The organism is Roseinatronobacter sp. S2 (assembly GCF_029581395.1).
GTDB lineage: Bacteria > Pseudomonadota > Alphaproteobacteria > Rhodobacterales > Rhodobacteraceae > Roseinatronobacter.
This window is the reverse complement of record NZ_CP121113.1, coordinates 880,199-900,252: the sequence shown is the minus strand read 5'-3', so window position 1 is coordinate 900,252 and position 20,054 is coordinate 880,199. Positions and strand designations below refer to the sequence as shown.

The following is a 20,054-nucleotide window of genomic DNA, read 5'->3' as shown; positions in this document are numbered from 1 at the left end:
GCCCCCATTCGGGCGAACGGCGCGCAGGCCAAGGGCGGCAGGATCAACCCCCGCCCTTGCAAAATATCCGTGTCAGAGGTGGTTTTGCAAATCACCTGACAGAATGCCAAGGAAGGACATGTCCACATCCGCCGACAGCGCGCCAATCTCGAAACTATCCGCACGCACTGGCACATTGCCCAAACTGGCGCTTGGCAGATTATCCTGATCGACAAAGATGAATTCGGGGTCAATTGCATTCGGCACGCCCACCACATGCCGGAACAGCGCCAGAACGTCCTGAATATTCACCACACCGTCATCGTTGAAATCACCTGCAATAATGTCAGTGTCATCAACGTCCAGACCTGGCACCCCCACGACCATACGGAACATGCTTAGCACATCCTGAATGCCCAGCGCCTTGTCCGGCCCCAAGGGTGGCGCGTTATAGTCCCGCACCAGCGACAGATCGCCGGTTGTGCCCGCTTCCAGAAGGAAGCTGAACGTGCCATCAGCCGCCAGCATTGCCTGATGTTGCGTCCCGCCCGTTTCGGTAAACGTGACGACCGTATCCTCAGCGCTGGACGGTGTGGCGCGCACATCGCGCAATTCGACCAGACCGCCCAGCGTGTAGAAAGCAGGATCATAGGCGAAGCCGAACGCGTCCTCGCCTGTCTGGTCCTCCATTGCGACACCATTCACGCTGACGCTGCTTAGATCAAAGCTGACATTGCGCCCCCCCGCAATGCTGGTCAGTTGCATGTCGAATGTAACGACAGGCTGGCCCAGATCAGTGATGTTCAGATCACTGCCCGAAATCACCAATGACCCCGGCGTAGCCGTAAACCCACCCGAAATGCTGCCCGGCACATAGCCGATCAGGTCACTGTCGAAATCAAGCGTCAGGTCAAGGTCCTGCAACACACCGCCACTGACCAGCGCCGGATCGATACTGATGGCATAGGTGATGGTCGTGCCCGATTGGCCCAGTTGTGTCAGTGTCAGCGCCTGCCCTGTCTGTGGTGGCAATTCCGCGCCAGAGATGAACCACAATTCCGTGCCATCTGCGCGCAGCTCCAGCGCCGGATCGGCCCCGTCCAGCCCGTCAATGGAACTGGTCAGATTTACCCCGTTCAAGGTAATCCCACCGCCCGCCTGCGCAAGCATGGTTTCCACGCCGCTTTGTGCCAGATCGGTGAAACCCAGATAGTCCACATTGATCGTGGTTCCGTCGAAATTCAGCGCGCCGGACACATTCAGCAGGTCCGAATGGCCATAAGCGAATTCGAACGCCGCCAGCGATGCGCCGAAGCTGGCATCGCCCACGACCGTGATCACCCCCTCGGATTGCGTGAACACGCCAGTATCTGCATCATAAGAATCCCCGACACGGAATTCCCCCGCGGTCACATTCAGGTTCCCGTTGATGGTGCCATTGCCGCCCAGCCAGCCATTTTCAAACACACTGGTGCTGCCCGGTGTCGTCACTGTGCCATAGTCCAGATGCAGCACACCCAGCGTTGCCATGGCCCCGCCGATTTCCACCGCATTGGCCAGCACAGTCGCCCCGTTTGACACATGCAGCAAGCCCGTGCTGCCGCCCGCGCCCGCCGCAATGCGAATTGCGCCACCATCAGCGCCGGAATTGCCCTGCGTGACCGAAAGCTGCGTGTCCTGACCGTGGACCGTTACCTGCGCGCTGCCGCCGTTGCTGCCAATGATCAACAAGGCACCCGTATCGCCCACTGGCCCGCCAACGCCTGCTTCCAGATGAACCTGCGCGCCAGACGACAGCGACAGCGCACCTGTGCTGCCAGCCCCTTCGCCCACCGACATTTCTGCATCGGTGCCGCGCACGCTTAGCACGCTGCCAACGCCCTCGACCAACACGCTGCCTGTGCCGCCATTGCCGGTATCAGCGGGAATGCCGATGCCAACAAACGCATCTGTCACCGCAGACGATCCGACCAGTTCGACCGTCGCACCATCCTCGATGGTCATAGTGCCGGTGCCGTTATTATAACCCACGATCAGCCGGTTTGCGCCAGATATGGCGGAACCTGCGCCGGTCACGGTCAATTCCCCTTCGCCGCCGGGCATATCGACGCTGCCGAAGACACCACCCACAATGACCGAGTTTCGTTCATCACCGGTCAACGACAGTTCCGCGCCAGTGCGGATTATGGCAGTGCCATTGCCGCCGTCCAACCCGCCAACCCAGAAGTTGCTGGTCACGCTGCCCTCAATCAGGGCGCTTGCGCCGCCTTCAAGGACGATGCTGCCAGTGCCGGTGTTGTCGAGCGTATGGGTCCAGCGCGTGCCGATGCGAATGCCTGCATTGCCATCTTCCGCAACAATGCTCAGGGTGCCGCCATCGACAGTGACATCACCAGTGCCCCCTTCGGTGCCGATCAGCATGAAACTGTCAAACCCTGCACCCGTCACCAATGACGTGACTGCGCCACCCGTTTCAACAAGCAGGCTGCCGGTACCGCCATTATAGCCAATGTTAAGCTGCTGATGTTCAGCGCTTTCATAGGACAGCGTGGCCCCGTCGCGCACAATCACTGTGCCGGTTCCGGCGCCGCCCTCACCGCCGCCAACATACAGGTTGGCGTATTTCGCACTTGCAACCGAAAGTCCGGTCTGCATCCCTTCAATCGTCAGGCTGCCGGTGCCAGCGCCACCTTGCGCGTTCCCCTGATCACCAACGGAAATGCTGGCCTCGCCATAGCCTGCCGAACCGTCCAGCAGTTCGACCAGACCAGACACGCCATCAGACAGCGTCATGGTGCCAGTGCCGCCATTGCGCCCAATGCCAAGGAAGGCATGGCTTTCGCGGCCCTCGACAAGCAAGTCGCCACCTTCCAGATTGACGGTGCCCGTGCCGCCCACTTCGCCGACCAGCAGGGCCGCGCCGTCGCTGCCGCCTTCGACAAAGATGCGGCTGCCGTCATCGGCATTCAGAATACCTGTGCCCCCATCAAACCCGATGCGGATATTCGCGCGCCCGCCATCCCCGTCAAGATCGACCGGGTCTGCATACAAACTGTAGCGCACGCCATGGTTAAGGACCCCGAACTGAGCACCGCTTACAGTGACCGTGCCCATCCCGCCCGCACCGCGCCCGACATCGACTGTCGCAAACGGGCTTTGCGCGCCGCCCATCAGGACGAAACCATGCACGGCATCGGGGTCAGCACCGTATTGGCCCGATATACTCAGGGTGCCGGTCCCGCCATCGCGCCCGATCGCGGCATAGGGTTCGTCACCACGGGCCATTATAACAATCAAGCTGTCGTCAAGCTGAACATCGCCCGTACCGCCATTGCGGCCGATATTCATGGTGGCATAGCCCGTGTCCGCAGTTATGAACAGGTGACTGCCCTGCATTTGCAGGGTGCCGGTATTGCCCGCACCTCGCCCGACATTCACATAGGCGTCGAATCCGCCCCAAATATCGGCTTCGGACCCGTCGTCCAGCCACAGCAAGCCGGTTCCGCCATCCCATGTGCCGATTTCAAGGCCCGCTACGCCATTCCATGAAAACACGTTCAGCTGTGATGCGGACAGGAACACCTCGCCCTGACTGTCCTGTCCTGCGCCGATGAACATGCGGGCGGCACTACTTCCCAACACGAAAATTTCAGACTCGTCTTCCGCCCAAATCTGGGCAAAACCCCCGTCGCGCCCCACGGACATTTCTGCATCGCCACCATAGCCCTGCAAATCGATCTGGTTCAGATCATCATCATAGGTGACACCACGGTTCAGAACACCCAGATAGCCGCCATAAATTTCTGCCTCGGCAGTGCCATTCCGGCCAAAATTCAGTCCTACAAACGGGCTGTTCGCGCCGCCGGTAATCATCAAGCCATGCGCGTTGCTGCCATCACCCGTGATGTAGACACGGCCAGCCGGATCCCACTGGGCGCCACTGTTCACGCCGATTTCAATCACGCCGTCGCCAGTATCGCCCGCCTGAACCGTCACGCGCCCATAGCCGATATAGGCTGTTCCGTAACCGCCATCGCGGCCAATCGACAACATCGTAAAATCATCATCCGATGTGGTTTGCTGGCGGTAGGTTCCGCCATTGGTGACATTCAGAACCCCGTCACCACCCTGACGACCAAAGGCCGCGATTGTGCCAGTGCCCGAATGCACAAAACTGCCGCCATCAATATCGATATAGCCATACGCATCTTGCCCGCGCCCGACCCATAGCAGTTCATTCCCGTCGAAGTTGGGTCCGGCGGTGGTGCCCACAGGGTCGGAAATGCTGAAACTGCCGCCATCCAGGACACGCAAGCTGCCTGTGCCACCATCACGGCCAATGCTGACAGATGCGCCTTCTGCCGCCAATGTGGTGCCCCCGCCCGCAACAAGCGATACGCTGCTGCCGGGTCCGGCCACGGTCAGCGTGCCGAAGGCATCTGCCCCGCGCCCCACACTTAGAAACGGGCCTGCGCCTGTTCCATCCGCGCCTAAAATTTCTTGCTGACCGTTGACAACCGTCATGCTGCCAACCGCGCCCGCGCCACGGCCCACACCCCATGAGGGCGGCCCGACAAAGGTATCGCCCCCGAAAATCAGGGCCGGATCAGTGTCGGCTGTTGCATAGGGGCTGTCGAGGAAGGTGAAGTCCGACCCTTCCGCGAACGGGCTGCTTTGTGGGATGGGACTGAACCCGTCTTGGGATTCGGCGGCGTCAACAAAGTCCTGAATATCCTGGAGCGAGGCGAAGGGCAGCGGCGTCGCACCATCAATCTGGAAAACGAACATCGACCCGTCAAGTCCAAGGTCATTCAGAACCATCAGATCATAGGATATGCCATCAACCGTAATCCGCTCAAATTCGAAGTTAAAGCCAACACGGGCTGCAACCCCGTCAATCAGAACTTCATAAGGTCTTGGCCCGAAGATATCGACGAAACCCGTGTCATCATCATCCCAGCCCGGGAATATTTCATAGGAATACACGGCATCATCGACGGGCAGCGCCACTGACAGTTCCACCTGCGCATAACCCAGCAGAACCTCATTCTCATCCTCGTCAATGCGGTAGCCGCTGAAGGTGATGACCGCCGGATCGCCGGTGCCTGTCACAGGCTCTGGCGCGGGGGGCGTCAATACCCCCAAACCGGCAAGTGCAATCGGGGTATCCGGGCCAAGCGGGTCGCCGTGCGGGATCGAGTCATAACTTGTGATTGTGTCGCCAAAGGCGTTGAACGCAGCCACATCCGCGAATTCCAGTGCAGGCCCACCGATCTGGAAAAAGAAATCAAGATTGGTAAATGCGCCCGTTTCATTGATGAATTCAAGAATGTCATAGCTTACGCCATTGCCGTCCGTCAGGCGCACGATCTGCGTTTGCAAGGCCAGCGGATTGTCCAACCCCGCCACCTGCACAAAGAACGGCCCCGTAGACGACAGCGTCACCAACGAGCCACCCCCGTCTGGGACAGGGCCAATATCGTTGTAAAAGAATGTCGCATTGTCAGCTGGTGCCAGAATGGTCATTTCCGCCCCAGCGATGGATTGCGCGTTTTCCGAAGAAATCGACGTGTTATACACCATCTGATACCCGGCCACGGTATACGGCACGATCGGCGTTGTCATAGCGCCCTGCACATTGCCCAGCGCAATCGGCTGCCCTTGCCCCAGCGGATCGCTGTCAGGAATCGGGTCAATGGTGCTGACAGTGCCAAAGAAATCCAGCAATTGGGCGTCATTCGAAATCGCCAGCGGGTCACCGCCCAATTGGAACAGATATTGTCGGCCCGTCGCGGAATCGTCGATAAACAGAATATCATGGGTGCCATTGCTGGTGACGAAGCGCGCCATTTCCAACGAATAGTCACCATCATCGAAATCGCGCTGTAGCCCGCCGAAAGTAAGCCCCAAGGGTGGGGCGCTGAAATCAAATTCAACCAAAGCAAAGCCTGCACCGCCGAAGTCATTTTCTTCCACGATGCCCACTTGGGTATAAGTCAGCATCGTATCAGGCGATGGCAGGGCAACACTTAGTTGCGTTGTCTGAACGTCGAAATTGCTATCATCGGGATTGAAACTGATGCCTGTCAGGGTGATTGCAGTCAGTTCAATCTCGGGTTCTGTTGGCCCGTCCATTACCACCGTGACAGCCCCCGGAATGGCGGATAGCAGGATTGGTGTGCCAGCGGCGGCAGGGCCATCGGTGATCGCACTGAATGACGTAACGCCCGCCCAGAAACCGGTCACCGCTGCGGGGTCGGCGCCATCCGGCAAGGGTGATCCGGCAAGTTGGAGCACATGCTGACGATCATTGACCAAATCATCAATAATCAAAACATCATAGGTCTGGCCATCCGACACGATGCGTGCCGCCAGAATGTCGATATCTTCATCGCCAAGCAATTCGCCGTTCAGGCGCAATTCCAGCGGCAATTCGTCAAAACTGATGCGCACGAATGCAGCGCCCGTGTCATTATCCAGACCGATAATTTCATGGATCAGGGATGCGCCTGCATCTGCGAAGGTCACCGACAGGGTGCTGGGCAGGGCATTCGGATAGCCATTTCCATGACTATCGTCTTCAGTAAAGCTGAACCCGCTGATGGTCGTTGTGTGCAGCGTGCTGGTATCCACTGCGTTCCAGCCCGCAAGGCCGGTCAGCGCAATCGGGGCATCGGGCGGGAAGTTTGAACCGGCATCGGGCAAGGTGACGCCAGCGGTGTTGGCCTGCGCGATGATGCTCTCCAGCGTGGCGGGTGTCATGGATGCGGGCAGCGGGTCGCCACCGACAACGAACATATATTGTTCCTGCACCGAATAATTCAGGATCAGCACGTCGGTGGCGCGTGGCGTGCCGCCCTCGCTCCATTGCAGGGCCGCGATCAATATCTCGGGGTCGCCGACAATCAGGCCATTGTTCAGGGTGCTCAATATCGGTTCATCACCGCCAAATTCAATCGCAACCGGCCCGCCGCTTGGCGCCGCTATTGCACTGTAGCTGATGACCGGCGCGGCCTGCGTGAAACTAAGCGCCAATGTTGCAGGGCCGGTGATGTCGGTGACCTGACCGGTGCCTTCGGCCATGCTGAAGCCGAAACCCGTAATCGTAAATGCTGTTGCCATTGGTATAACTCCGCCAGTGCCGTCCGGGGTTGTCAATTCAAAAACCTGATCGGCAAATTCTACTTGATGAATGTTGTGAAGTGTATTGGTCCCGTCATGCGGGTTCAGTGGGCTGCCCGCCCCGCGCAGATCGGTGACAGTGGTGATGCCTGTTCCGGTATCCGTTATAATGTCATAGTCAGCCCGGTTGCCCGAAAACCGCGCAGTGTTGACCCCGCCACCACCATCAAGCGTGTCGTTGCCCGCGCCGCCTTGCAGCGTGTCATTGCCAGCACCGCCCGTCAGCGTGTTGTCGCCGTAGTTGCCCAGCAACAGGTTCCCGCTATCATTTGCCTGCAAGGACAGATCAGCCGCCCCCAGAAGCTGCGCCGCCTCGGCACCCGCGCCAAGGACCAGATTGCCCGATGACAGCAACCGCAGCGAATCGTCCGAACCGGCAACCAGATCCAGTTTCACATTCCCCGCTGAAAGATCGACTTGCACGCCAATGGAAATTTCGCCCCAGGTCAGGGTGATCGCTACATCCGGCGCGGCACCAAGTGCCAGCGCATACCCCCCCGCATTTGCAGAAAAGGTGCTGGCGCCACTGGCCGCGATGAAAACACCGCCTTCACCTTCGCCCAGCGAATAGAAGCCATCCTCATCCTTGTCAGAATACACCACGCCGGTCAAAAACACGTCTGTGCCCGACATCGCGAATTTCTGCGTCAGCATGGACGCGTTCCAGTCCGTGCCGTCATGGGTGAACACACCTTCAACCTGTGCAACGCCGGTTTCACGGAACCATTCTGTCAGGATATTGCGCCGGTGTCCGTCACTGTCAAACAGCCCCGCCGCATGATTGATAACAGCGGCTTGCATGTTGATGGCATTCGGGAAGGTGCCTTGCCATGACAGGTTTTCACCCCAACCGGCAGGGGCTGCAAGTGAATATCCGGCGGCTTCGATCCGGTTTGCAATGGATGACCCGTTCTGCCCTGTATGGCTGAAGATATTTGCATCCAGCATCCAGTCTGAATGCCCCAATGCGGCATCGCGCAGCATCGCTTCAGGGGCCAAGGGTTGCAGCGCCAGCCCTGAAACGGTGTCGGCGGCCAGACCGCGGTTCAACCCAATAGCGCCCAGATCTTCAAGTGATGCGCGCAGATTGCTGTCTGTCACGCCCGTATCTGCAAGCAATCGGTCAACCTCGCGTAGAGGGTCCAGCCTTGCGCGGTTCACATATTCAAGAAACAGCTGATCCAGATCAGTAAAGTTACTCATAATATATATACTCCAATTCGCAAATCTTAGCCGATTAACAACGCGCCGGTAAAGAGGCGATTCGTCGTGTGCTTTGGATTTCCTGCAATGGAGTATCTGTTCGTTGAACTGTCCGGTTGTGCCAAACAATGTCCGGCCAGACCTTGTTGGATTGGCTACATGGGGGTGACGGCCTTAGGGCTGTGCAGGGCCAGTCGCGGTGCGGTTGTGTTTTCCGCCACAGCCAGCCTACATCACCGCCCCGATCTGCCAGGGGACAAATTCAACGGCACCGAAGCCCTGCGCTTCGCTTTTCGTTTCTTCGCCAGATGCGACGCGCAGCATCATTTCAAAGATTTGCTGACCCTTTTGTTCCAGCGTCACACCTGACAGGATTTCACCGCAATCGACATCCATATCGGGTTCCATCCGCCGCCACAGGTCTGGATTCGAGGCAATCTTGATGCAGGGCACCGGACGATAGCCCGAAACACTGCCACGCCCCGTTGTAAACGCAATCAGGTTCGCACCAGAGGCGATCTGCCCTGTCACAGAACACGGGTCATAGCCGGGACTGTCCATGAACACGAAACCCGCGCGGTCAATGGGTTCGCCATACTTATAAACCGCCGACAGCGGCGCGGCACCGCCCTTGGCCACCGCACCCAGACTTTTTTCAAGGATCGTGGTCAGGCCGCCGCGTTTGTTGCCGGGCGACGGGTTGTTGTCCATTTCCCCGAAATTGCGGGCGGTGTAATCTTCCCACCAAGTGATCAGATCAATCAGCTTGCGCCCTGTGGGTTCGTCGGCGCGGCGGGTCAACAAATGTTCTGCCCCATAAATCTCTGATGTTTCGGACAGAATGGACGTGCCACCGTGCCGCACCAACAGGTCCGACGCCACACCCAGCGCGGGGTTCGCCGTAATCCCCGAATACCCGTCAGAGCCACCACATTGCATGCCCAGAACCAGCTTCGCGGCAGGCGCTGGCTGCCGGACGGCCTTGTTTGCCTCTGCGGCCAGATCGCGCAGGATGGCAACGCCCTTGTCGACCGTTGCGCGCGTGCCGCCTGTCTGCTGGATCGTCATATACCGGAAGCGCGCGGTGTCCTTCAGCGAATTGCTGTCGATCAGGTCAGGTATCTGCATCACCTCGCACCCAAGGCCCACCATAAGGATGGCCCCGAAATTCGGGTTATGGCCATATCCGGCGATCGTGCGAAACAGCGTGTCATACCCTTCGCCCTTGCCGGACATGCCGCAGCCGGTGCCGTGAACGATGGGGACAATCCCGTCGACATTGGGGAATTCACGCAGCCAGCCCTGCCGTTCACATTCTTCGGCAATGAACCGCGCGACAGAACCCGCACAATTCACCGATGTCAGAATGCCAATATAATTCCGTGTCCCCACCCGCCCTGATGGACGATGAAAGCCGCGGAATTCGGCAGGCGTATCTGCCGCAGGCAACGCAACCACAGCACTGCCAAAGCCATAATCCTGCCTGTGCGCCCCCATGCCAAGATTATGGACATGCACATGCGCACCCACAGATATGTCCTGACTGGCCACGCCGATGATCTGGCCGTATTTCAACACCGGCTCGCCCGCTGCAATGGCGCGGATGGCAATCTTGTGCCCTGACGGGACAGCTTCTTGTGCGGTGACCCCCGCCATAACCATCGCACCGGTGCTTAGCGGCTTCAGGGCAACCATGATATTGTCGCGCGTGTGCAGGCGCAAAGCGGCATGAAGCTTGTCTGTCACGGGGTCACCAGTATCTTTACAATATCATCACGGTCATGGACGAGGGATGGAAAACGCGACGGCAGATCGGCAAGCGCCACCACCCCCGAAATCAGCGCATCGGTCGGAATATCGCCTTGCCGTATTGCGGCAATAACGCGATCAAAATCTTCACGCAAGGCATTGCGACTGCCGATGATGCGGGCCTCTCGCTTGTGGAACTCGGCGTCAGAAAATCGAATATCATCTTTGACCACGCTGACCAGCACGGTGCTGCCACCGTGGGCCAAAAGCGGGAAACCCGCCTCTATTGCCTCGCGGTTGCCTGTCGCATCGAATATGACGTCAAACCCCTCTGACAATTCGCCGGTCAGGATATCATCCTGCGGTTGATACAGTTTTTCGAACCCGCATAACCTGCGCGCCAGCCCCAGCCGTTTGTCGCTTATATCAAGAATGTGCACATCCGCACCCGCCAAGCGCGCAAACAGCGCCGTGCCCAGACCAATAGGCCCTGCCCCTGTCACCAGCACCAGATCGTCCTTGGCTACGCCTGAACGCGCCACGGCATGGGCACCGATTGCCAGAAATTCGACCATTGCGGCCTGTTGCGCCGTCAGCCCGTCAGCGGGATACAGATTGCCCGCAGGCACAGCGATCCGGGCACACATTCCGCCATCGCGATGCACGCCCAACACTTGTATGTTGCTACAGCAATTCGGTTTGCCGCGTCGGCAGGCCCGGCATTTCCCGCAGGACACATAGGGGTTCACAACCACCAGTTGCCCCTTATCAGGCCCGCTGGCAATATGGCCCGACAATTCATGACCAATCACCCTTGGGTAGTTCAAAAAGGGGTGTTTGCCTTCAAATATATGATAATCGGTGCCGCAAATTCCTATTGCGGCAATGTCCACCATCACCCAACCATCCGGGGCCTTGGCCGGACGTGGACGGGATTCGACACGAAACTGGCCCGGTTCGGTGCAGACACCGCAATTCATCATTTCTGCCATCGCGTCCGTCATTGCGCGCCTTCCAGATTGCGGGCAGCCCAATCGGCGGGCAATTCCCCCTTGACGATCAGGCTTAGGACATCATCCTTGCTGACATCACCAATGGCATGCGCGCCGACAACGCGGCCTTTATTCATCACCACGACCCTGTCGCACAGATCAAATACGTCATGGATATCGTGACTGACCAGAAAAATACCAATCCCTTCGGCACGCAACTGCAAGATAAGGTCTGCGACCATCGCCGTTTCTGACGGGCCAAGTGCTGCGGTCGGTTCATCCATGATCAGCACTTTTGTGTCAAAATAGATGGCCCTTGCAATGGCGATCACCTGACGTTGCCCCCCTGACAGGCTGGACACAGGGTCACGCAGGTTCTTGAAATTCGGATTAAGCCGCGCCAGAACTTCTCGCGCGGCGCGCAGCATTGCCGCATCATCCAGATTGCCAAACCGGGTTTTCAGCTCTCTGCCCAGAAATAGATTGCTTGGCGCGTCCAGATGGTCGGCAAGCGCAAGGGTCTGGTAAATTGTTTCAATCCCGTGGGCGCGGGCATCATTGGGTTCGGCAAACTGCACCGGGGCGCCATTCACATGGATTTCACCACTGCTGGGCACCATAGCACCTGCAAGAATGCGCATCAGACAGGACTTACCTGCCCCGTTATGGCCCAAAAGCCCCACGACCTCGCCCTCGAACAGCTTGATTGAGACCTGGTCGACAGCGCGCACCCCGCCAAAGTGCTTTTCAATATCGATCATTTCGACCAAAGGCTGTTGTGACATGGTTATGCCCTTCGTATCGTGAAGAAGCGGGGGCCGGACTGCGGCCCCCGGTTTAGGTCAATAAAGAACGTTCTGCGCCTCATCGGAATCGACATTGTCCTTGTCGACCATGACAACGCCCGTATTGATGAAGCTTTCAACCGCTTCACCAGCCAGAATGTCGATGACCGCCTGCACGCCCAGTTCGCCCATCGCGAAGGACCCTTGCACTGCGGTTGCAGTCAACACGCCATCGCGGACGAATTCCTGCAGATCTTCATTCCCGTCAAAGCCAAGCGCCACCAAATCACCGGCCTTGCCCGCCTGAATGATCGCACGGCCCATGCCCACGGCGGTGGGTTCATTCGCGCCGAAAATGCCCACCAGATCAGGGTTCGACGCAAGCATGTCGGTTGTCTGGTTCAACGCATTGGCCATCTGGCTTTGCGAATACAGCGGGCCAACAATCTCCAACTCGGAATTTTCGCTCAGATAGTCAGAGAAACAGCCAACGCGGCCAATTTCCGACCCGACACCCGCGACATAAGACATGATGCCGACCTTGCCGGTGGTTCCTGCCTCGTCAATCATGCGCTGCGCGACTTGTTCACCTGCGGCACAGTTGTCAGTGGACAAAAAGGCCTGAAAGCTGCCCTCTGCGTCATCGCCTAGGGCGCTGTCGATAATCACGACAGGAATGCCGCTTTCATAGGCGCGACGCACGGCAGGCACCAATGCGTCCGGGTCCGAAGGGGCCAGAACCAGCCCGGCAACACCGCGGTTGATTGCGTTTTCAACCATATTGACCTGATCGCCGATTGCACTTTCAGATGCAGGCCCGTCGAATGTAAGCGTGTGTTCGGACTGCCCCTCGATGGCGGATTGCGCCCCCAGATTCACGTTTTGCCAGAAATTGGAGTTTGTCGTTTTCACGATCACCGCAATCTCTCCTGCCTGAACCGTTCCTGCGGCCAGTGCGATGGCTGATACGGCCAGACCTGTTTTCAGCATTTTCATTTCACTTCCTCCTCCGTTGATAAAATTAGGCGCATCAGCGCCTGTTTCGGACCTGATCGATCCAGACTGCGCCGATCACGACAAACCCGATAACAATCTGTTGGATGAACGCCGAGACCCCGGACATGTTCAGACCATTGCGCAGAATTCCGATAATAAATGCCCCGATCATGGTGCCCGCAATCGTGCCCACCCCGCCGGACAAGGACGCCCCGCCAATGACCGCAGCCGCGATTGCATCAAGTTCATACATGACACCTTCGCTGGGCTGGGCCGTCACAAGGCGCGACATCAGCACATTGCCCGCCAGCCCCGCCAGCGCACCGGACATCGTGTAGGCATACATCTTTGTCCAATCGACATTCACGCCCGACAATCGTGCGGCTTCTTCATTGGACCCTGTGGCATAGATATGCCGGCCGATCTGACGCCGCCGCAGCACATAGGCCGCAACGATCGCCACCACCAGCAGCAGAATTGCGGGATAGGGGATGCCGGGGAAAACCACGCGCGGAAAGCCGTTGGGCTGCATTTCAATCACGCGGAACAATGCACCGTTGCCAAGGCGGCCAAATGCCTCTCCCAGACGGGAAACCGGGGCAGCACCGGTCAGTTGCAACGCCGCGCCGCGGGCAATCAGCATCATGCCAAGTGTGGCCACGAAGGGCGGAATGCGCATTTTCGTAATGACAAAGCCGTTAAACGCGCCACACGCGGCCCCCGTCATTACACCTGCACACATTGCAGGCACAACCGGCACACCAAACTTGACCGCCAAACCGGATATAACGCCAGACAATGCCAGCACCGACCCCACAGACAGATCAATCCCGCCCGTAATGATAACCAGCGTCAGGCCGATCCCCAGAAGGCCGATAACCGATGTCTGCAACAATATTGTCAGACCATTATTCACCGAAAAGAAGGACGCACTGGCCATCGAGAACCCGACCACCAACAACACCAGCGTCAGCAACGCCGATGCACGGTGCATCCGGTCACGCGCGATTATCAACTTCCAGTCACCCGCGTCCAGCCACGGCTTGCTCGCATCCGACATCGCTCCCCCTCGATGGATTGCATTAAATTATTAAATACCATGAACAACACACTTGCGCATGTCAAATGTTTTTAATAATTTTGAACAAATACAAAATTGCAGCAGGAAACAGCATTATGGCCCGCAGGGATACACGCTACCGCGAAGCCTATAACCGGCTGCTTGATTTTTGCGCCACCCACCCCGTCGGCACCGAGATGCCGGCAGAAACCACCCTAAGCGAATTGACAGGTGTTAGCCGAACGGTTGTCAGGCGCTGCCTGTCGCGCCTGTCCGAACTGGGTGTAATTGCGTGGAATGGTCGCGAAAAGCACTTGTTGCGCAGCCCCGTGCAGGACGACAGAATTGCCCTGCCCGACAGCGCCGATGGCCGCGAGCATCTTGAACAGCGCTTTCTGGACTGGATTTTGCGGTTCGACGTGCCTGCCGGAACACCGCTGTCCATCGCGGAACTGGCGCGCAATTTCGAGGTTGCACAGCACGAATTGAAAGAATTTCTGGCGGGCCTCAGCCGGTTTGGACTGGTGGCGCGTCGCCCCAAGGGCGGCTGGATGCTGCGCGGCTTTACCAAGGATTTTGCGGTCGAGCTGTCGGATTTTCGTCTGGTGCTGGAGCTGGATGCCGTGGCGAAAGCCGTTGAGGCCCCGGTAGACCACCCGATATGGCAGCGACTGTCCGATCTGCGTGTCGCGCATCTGGACCTGAGCGCCAATATTGAAACCGATTTTCACGAATTTTCGAAACTGGACGAGGCCTTTCACGAAGCGATCAATTCCGTTGTGCGCAATCGTTTCATTGCCGAGTTCCAGAAAGTCATTTCGTTGATTTTCCACTACCATTACATGTGGGACAAAACGCATGAGAAAATACGCAACCTTGCCGCCATAAACGAGCATCTGGCCATTATTGACGCGATAGAAGCACGCGATGTGCAGCGCGCGACAGATGCCGCGCGCCGCCATCTGAGGACGTCGAAATCAACATTGCTGTCATCGCTACGGCATCATGACCTTGGCTAGTATCGCCTGTGCCTGCGGGGTCAGGTCCTGTTCAAGCGCGTCCAGGTTCCGGCGCAATGTCGCGGGCTTGGCAGTGCCCAGAAGGACCGAACTTGCCGCCGGATGTCTGCGCGCAAAATGCAGCGCCAGTGTCGCCAGCGAAACACCTGCCTGCGCGGCGATATCCTGCAACACGGCCACACGGTCCAGAACCTCCTGCGGGGCCGGGCCATAATCATATGTTGCGCCATCAACCGGCCCTGTCGCCAGAATGCCGGAATTGAATATCCCGCCCAGAACAAGGCTGGTTTCCGCCTCGCGGCAGCGCGGCACCAGTTGGTCCTCGGCGCTGCGATCCAGCAACGTTAACCTGCCCGCCAGAAGGATTGCATCAATCGGGCCATGATCCATGACCTGAAGGCAAATCTCGCATTCATTGACCCCCAGCCCGAACGCATCAATACGCCCCGCTTCTTTCAGCCGGACAAGGCGTTCATAGCCCGACCCCAGGAACGCTTCCATATGTGCGGCATTTCCCGCGCCATGCGTGTAGGTTCCCAGATCGTGCACATAAACAATATCAATGCGGCCAACACCCAGCCGCTTCAGGCTTTGCTCAAGGCTTTGTTCAATCCCGTCGCCAGAATAGTCATAGCGCACATCGTTTTGCGCCGGATTGACATACCCGTCAGCGGCAGCAATGGGTGCGCTTGCAGGGGACAGAACGCGCCCCACTTTTGTGGACAGTGCAAACCCTGACCGCCCCGCCAGAAACTGCCCAAGGCGCTGTTCGGACAGACCACGCCCGTAATGCGGGGCCGTATCGAAGTAGCGGATACCTGCATCCCATGCTTCGCTAAGGACCGCCTGCGCAGTGTCTTCAGAAATTTCGCGATACAGATTGCCGATGCTTGCACAGCCAAATGATATATCGGTCACTTTGGCAGCGGTTCGCCCGATCCTTGTGGTCTTCATGACATTTTCCCTTTTAACTCAGCGTCAATGCGCGGCTTTGGCCAGAAACACATCGGCATGCGCTTGCAGGAACCTGCTGGTTCCAAATTGAACAATTAGCGTGCGTAACATGGCAATATGCTCTTATGCTTGTTTATTATTATTTTGAACACATGCGCGCATGAAGTGCAACCATGCGATTTTCACCGCACAGGGCGCAGTTCTATCACGCCTAACGTGGCGGCTTGTGCTGCATGGCTATTGGGTCTGACCCTTATTTTCTTATAGCGTCAGCGTGGGTCTGTTTGAATGGCAGGCCCGATTTGCCACCCCGCCACCGCGCTGATTTCGGCCAGAAGTTCGGCCCTGTTCAGCGGCTTGGCCAGAAAGCCCTGAAACCCCCGCGCCAGATAATCAGCCTTTCGGCCGCTCATGACGTTTGCAGTCAGCGCAATCACTGGAATGTTCGCCATCGGCCCGCCAAGATCACGCAGGGCTTTTAGCGTTTGCGGCCCGTCCATGACCGGCATCTGCATATCAAGAAGCACGACATCAACTTTTGTTCGCGACAGAATTTCAAGCGCAGCAACCCCGTTCTCGGCCTCCAGACAACGTGGCCCAAGTGGCTTCAGCAGCCCAAGAACAACATGGCGGTTGATGCGGCTGTCATCAACCACAAGGATGGTGCGCCCTTCCAGCAGCCGTTCTTGCGCCGCAAATAGTGGCTGCGATATCCTTGGTTTCGAGGCAGATTCGGTGACCGTGCCAGCGGCGAATGTAAAAACAAAACTCGCCCCTTCGCCGGGCACAGATGTCAGCGTAATATCACCGCCCATCAGGCGCGCCAGCTTGCGCGAAATGGCCAGCCCCAACCCCGTGCCACCATAGCGGCGCGCCGTCGCTGCATCCGCTTGCTCGAAGGGCTTGAACAAACGCTGCTGCACGGCAGGGTCGATTCCCATACCGCTGTCCGTAACAGTTATCGAGATTGCCCAGCCTGCCCCCTCCGCCTTTGCACAGACCAAGACAGTGACGTGACCATCCGATGTGAACTTGACGGCATTCGACACCAGATTGGCCAGACACTGCCGGACCCTGACAGAATCAAACACAGCCAGATCCGGCACTGTCGCATCGACGCAAACCCGCAACTCTGTCCCGTTTTGAACAGCACGCGCACGAAACAATTCAACCATATCGCGAATAGGCTTCGCAACAGGTTGCGCAGTCGGGTCCAGTGAAATTTCACCGACCTCGATTTTTGCCAGATCAAGGACATCGGCAATGATCCCCATCAACACTTCACCAGACTCGCCAATCATAGTAAGGGCTGCGCGCTGCTCTGGTGTCAGCTCGGTGGTTTCAAGCACTTGCGCCATGCCCAAGACCCCGTTCAGAGGGGTGCGTATTTCATGGCTCATATTTGCAAGAAATTCGGTTTTTGACCGATTGGCCACATCCGCAGCCACCAACGCGCGGCGCAACTGGGCCTTGACGGCCAGAATGCGTTCAACAAGGGAATACCCGAACAGCACGGCAGGGGTCGCCACAACCACGGAAACAAATACCGCGGCAAGTGTGGCCACGCCAATCATGCCAGGTGTCACATCCCATGGCAGCCAACTGGCAAACATAGACCACAGAAGGGTCGTCAGGGCCGCGCTTGCAGCGACGATGCCCAGTATCAGGCCGGAATTGAAGTGCCACGGATTGCTTTGTTCGTCATACTCAAGAACACCTTCAAAAAGCAAGGCCACGCGCCGTCGAAATCTATTAGAGTTCCGCATACTTGGCCCACGCAGCACAGTTAAAATAACATTGGTGCTTTGCCAATGACGACAAGAACAACCCGAACAAAACTCTTCAAATGGCGCACCACTTGAAAGCACGATTGCCTATTCTTGCCTGCGGATCAAACCATTTCATACCGAAAACGACGCATACGCCCGTCAAATCACCGAAGTGTATGCAGAAATTGCATAACCCCCAACGCGGGTTAGTCCACAAATGCCTTCTCGACCACATATTCAGCAGGTGAACTGTTGGCGCCTTCCGTCAGGCCGGCATCTTCCAGTACCTTTTTGATGTCCAGATTAAACGCCAGCGAACCACAAACCATGGCACGGTCGGTGGCGGGGTCCAGCGGGGCAATGCCCAGATCCGCAAACACCTTGCCTGATGACAGGTTATCGGTGACGCGGCCCGTATACTGCCCGTCTTCGCGGGTTGTCGCGGGGTAATACAGCAGCTTGTCGCCCACCAGCTCGCCAATCAGCGGGTCGTCAGGCAAGGCTTCGATCAGGTTGCGCCCATAGGTCAGTTCGGCCTGCTCGCGGCAGGTGTGCATGACAACCACCTGCTCATATTTTTCCCATGTTTCAGGATCGCGCAGCAAGGATGCGAAAGGGGCAATGCCGGTGCCGGTGGCCAGCATCCAAAGCCGCTTGCCCGGAAGCAATGCATCCAGCACCAAAGTGCCCACAGGTTTGGGGCGCAGGATGATCTGGTCACCGGGCTGGATATGCTGAAGGCGCGATGTCAGCGGTCCATCAGACACCTTGATCGAATAAAACTCCAGTTCCTCATCCCAGGATGGCGACGCAATGGAATAGGCCCGTAGTAGCGGCTTGCCATTGTCCCCCAACAATCCGATCATCACAAATTCACCCGACCGGAACCGCAGGCTAAGCGGGCGTGTGCACCGGAAGGCAAACAGCCGGTCCGTGTAATGCGTCACCGACGTGACGGTCTGCGCATCTGGCAAGGTCGGGGTTGCTTTGGTTGCGGGTGCGATTTGGTCCATCCGGCACTCTTTCCTGTTTGCGGGCGGGGCGTGTCCTGCCTCGCATAATCATTGATCCCAGTTTACACCTTGATAAAGGTCAACATCAATCGGTGCATATTGCCGCAGCACATAACCTGTTGCAGAAGATATTTCCATTTCATAGGATAAGAAAATGCAAATTCGGGAAACTGTCCCACAGGACCCCTTATTGAGGAGAAAATAGACCAATGCCAAACAGTCTGGATGATCTGGACAGGCGCATTCTGCGTGAACTTCAGGACGATGCAAGCCAGTCGCTTGATGAAATTGCGCGCAAAGTCGGGTCCAGCAAGACACCGGTATGGAATCGGGTGCGCAAACTGCGCGCAGCCGGTGTCATCACGCGCCAGACCGTGCTTCTGGACCCCGAAGCACTGGGGCTGGAGGCCTGTTTTTTCGTTCTGGTGCGCACCGCAGCCCATGAAGCCGATTGGCAGCAACGGTTCCTGCACGCTGTTCGCGCGCGCCCGGAAGTGATGGAGGCCCACCGCCTTGCTGGCGATATTGACTATATTCTGAAAGTGCGCGTCCCAAATGCCCGCGCCTATGACAGGTTCTATCAGGCCCTGATATCAGAGGTTAGCATCCACAATGTCACGGCATTATTGTCGATGGAAGAAATCAAGGCGACGACAATTCTGCCGCTGGGGGATGATGGCGCGTGATCGCGCGCGTCCCATACTGCCGGACTGAAAAAAGGTGAAACATGCTCAGATTAATGCAATCCGTTGTTGTATCCGTCATTCTGGCGTCGGCGGCGCCGCTGTCAGCGCAGGAATACCCGCAATTGTTCAACGTGATCGATGTGGCGTCAGACGATGTTCTGAACATCCGGCAGGAACCGTCGGCCAGCAGCGATGTTATCGACACTTTTGCACCCGATGCGACCGGGGTGGAAGTGATCATGTTGAACAACACCCTGCGTTGGGGCTTGGTGAACCATAATGAAGGCACTGGCTGGGTGTTCATGCGGTATATGCAGGGACAGGGTCAGCCGATTGATCATTACAACATGCCGGTCGGGCTGTCGTGTTTCGGAACCGAACCGTTCTGGTCACTGTATAGTGAAGATGGCATCTGGCACTATGACAGCCTGAACGACCCGCCAGCAGAGCTGGAAATAGACATCGCGCAAGACAGCGGGATCGCGCAGGATTTCCGCAGGATGGTGCGTCTGACGGGGCCAGATGGTCCCGCGACAGCATTTATCTATCCGGCGGCGTGCAACGATGGCATGAGTGATCTTGCCTTTGGCCTGTCAATTTCACTGATGACAGGCCCTTCCGCGCCATTGCTGAACGGATGTTGCAGCCTTGGCACGAAATAATCCCT

Annotated in this window: 12 protein-coding genes; 3 read left to right on the top strand and 9 right to left on the bottom strand. The window is 57.6% G+C overall.

Annotated features, from left to right (window positions below; genetic code table 11):
• Positions 1 to 72: 72 nt before the first annotated feature.
• The 6 genes from P8S53_RS04225 to P8S53_RS04200 all read right to left on the bottom strand — a co-directional run bounded on the left by P8S53_RS04225 (position 73) and on the right by P8S53_RS04200 (position 13,946).
• The gene (locus tag P8S53_RS04225; protein ID WP_277805917.1) at positions 73 to 8,364 is read right to left on the bottom strand and encodes a CAP domain-containing protein; all 8,292 of its coding nucleotides are present in this window, start codon (positions 8,362 to 8,364) and stop codon (positions 73 to 75) included.
• Between the two features lie 228 nt (positions 8,365 to 8,592).
• A complete protein-coding gene (locus tag P8S53_RS04220) occupies positions 8,593 to 10,059 on the bottom strand; it encodes a UxaA family hydrolase (protein ID WP_277806675.1) in 1,467 nt (488 codons plus the stop codon).
• 47 nt (positions 10,060 to 10,106) lie between these two features.
• Positions 10,107 to 11,117, bottom strand: a complete 1,011-nt coding sequence (locus P8S53_RS04215; protein ID WP_277805916.1) for a zinc-binding alcohol dehydrogenase family protein — start codon at positions 11,115 to 11,117, stop codon at positions 10,107 to 10,109.
• Positions 11,114 to 11,890, bottom strand: coding sequence for an ATP-binding cassette domain-containing protein (locus P8S53_RS04210; protein ID WP_277805915.1), 777 nt, complete (start codon positions 11,888 to 11,890; stop codon positions 11,114 to 11,116). Before P8S53_RS04210 ends, P8S53_RS04215 begins: the two co-directional genes overlap by 4 nt.
• 57 nt (positions 11,891 to 11,947) lie before the next feature.
• Positions 11,948 to 12,886, bottom strand: a complete 939-nt coding sequence (locus P8S53_RS04205) for an ABC transporter substrate-binding protein (protein ID WP_277805914.1) — start codon at positions 12,884 to 12,886, stop codon at positions 11,948 to 11,950.
• A 34-nt stretch (positions 12,887 to 12,920) separates the two neighbouring features.
• On the bottom strand, positions 12,921 to 13,946 hold the full coding sequence (locus P8S53_RS04200; protein ID WP_277805913.1) for an ABC transporter permease: 1,026 nt from the start codon (positions 13,944 to 13,946) through the stop codon (positions 12,921 to 12,923).
• 116 nt (positions 13,947 to 14,062) lie between these two features.
• Here P8S53_RS04200 and P8S53_RS04195 point away from each other — a divergent pair, with 116 nt between their 5' ends.
• The gene (locus P8S53_RS04195) at positions 14,063 to 14,965 is read left to right on the top strand and encodes a GntR family transcriptional regulator (RefSeq protein WP_277805912.1); all 903 of its coding nucleotides are present in this window, start codon (positions 14,063 to 14,065) and stop codon (positions 14,963 to 14,965) included.
• On the opposite strand, the gene P8S53_RS04190 is transcribed toward P8S53_RS04195, so the two are convergent.
• The 3 genes from P8S53_RS04190 to P8S53_RS04180 form a co-directional block, all read right to left on the bottom strand.
• A complete protein-coding gene (locus P8S53_RS04190; protein ID WP_277805911.1) occupies positions 14,942 to 15,919 on the bottom strand; it encodes an aldo/keto reductase in 978 nt (325 codons plus the stop codon). The two genes, P8S53_RS04195 and P8S53_RS04190, sit on opposite strands and share 24 nt — an antisense overlap.
• Before the next feature lie 269 nt (positions 15,920 to 16,188).
• Positions 16,189 to 17,655 (bottom strand): ATP-binding protein, encoded by a 1,467-nt coding sequence (locus P8S53_RS04185; RefSeq protein ID WP_277805910.1) that lies wholly within the window; start codon positions 17,653 to 17,655, stop codon positions 16,189 to 16,191.
• A 239-nt stretch (positions 17,656 to 17,894) separates the two neighbouring features.
• Positions 17,895 to 18,701 (bottom strand): ferredoxin--NADP reductase, encoded by an 807-nt coding sequence (locus P8S53_RS04180; protein ID WP_277805909.1) that lies wholly within the window; start codon positions 18,699 to 18,701, stop codon positions 17,895 to 17,897.
• A gap of 209 nt (positions 18,702 to 18,910) precedes the next feature.
• Here P8S53_RS04180 and P8S53_RS04175 point away from each other — a divergent pair, with 209 nt between their 5' ends.
• Together P8S53_RS04175 and P8S53_RS04170 are read left to right on the top strand one after the other, a co-directional pair.
• The gene (locus P8S53_RS04175; protein ID WP_277805908.1) at positions 18,911 to 19,387 is read left to right on the top strand and encodes an Lrp/AsnC family transcriptional regulator; all 477 of its coding nucleotides are present in this window, start codon (positions 18,911 to 18,913) and stop codon (positions 19,385 to 19,387) included.
• A gap of 41 nt (positions 19,388 to 19,428) precedes the next feature.
• Positions 19,429 to 20,049 carry an SH3 domain-containing protein gene (locus P8S53_RS04170; protein ID WP_277805907.1) on the top strand — a complete coding sequence of 207 codons (621 nt, stop codon included), beginning with the start codon at positions 19,429 to 19,431 and terminating at the stop codon, positions 20,047 to 20,049.
• Positions 20,050 to 20,054: the final 5 nt, after the last annotated feature.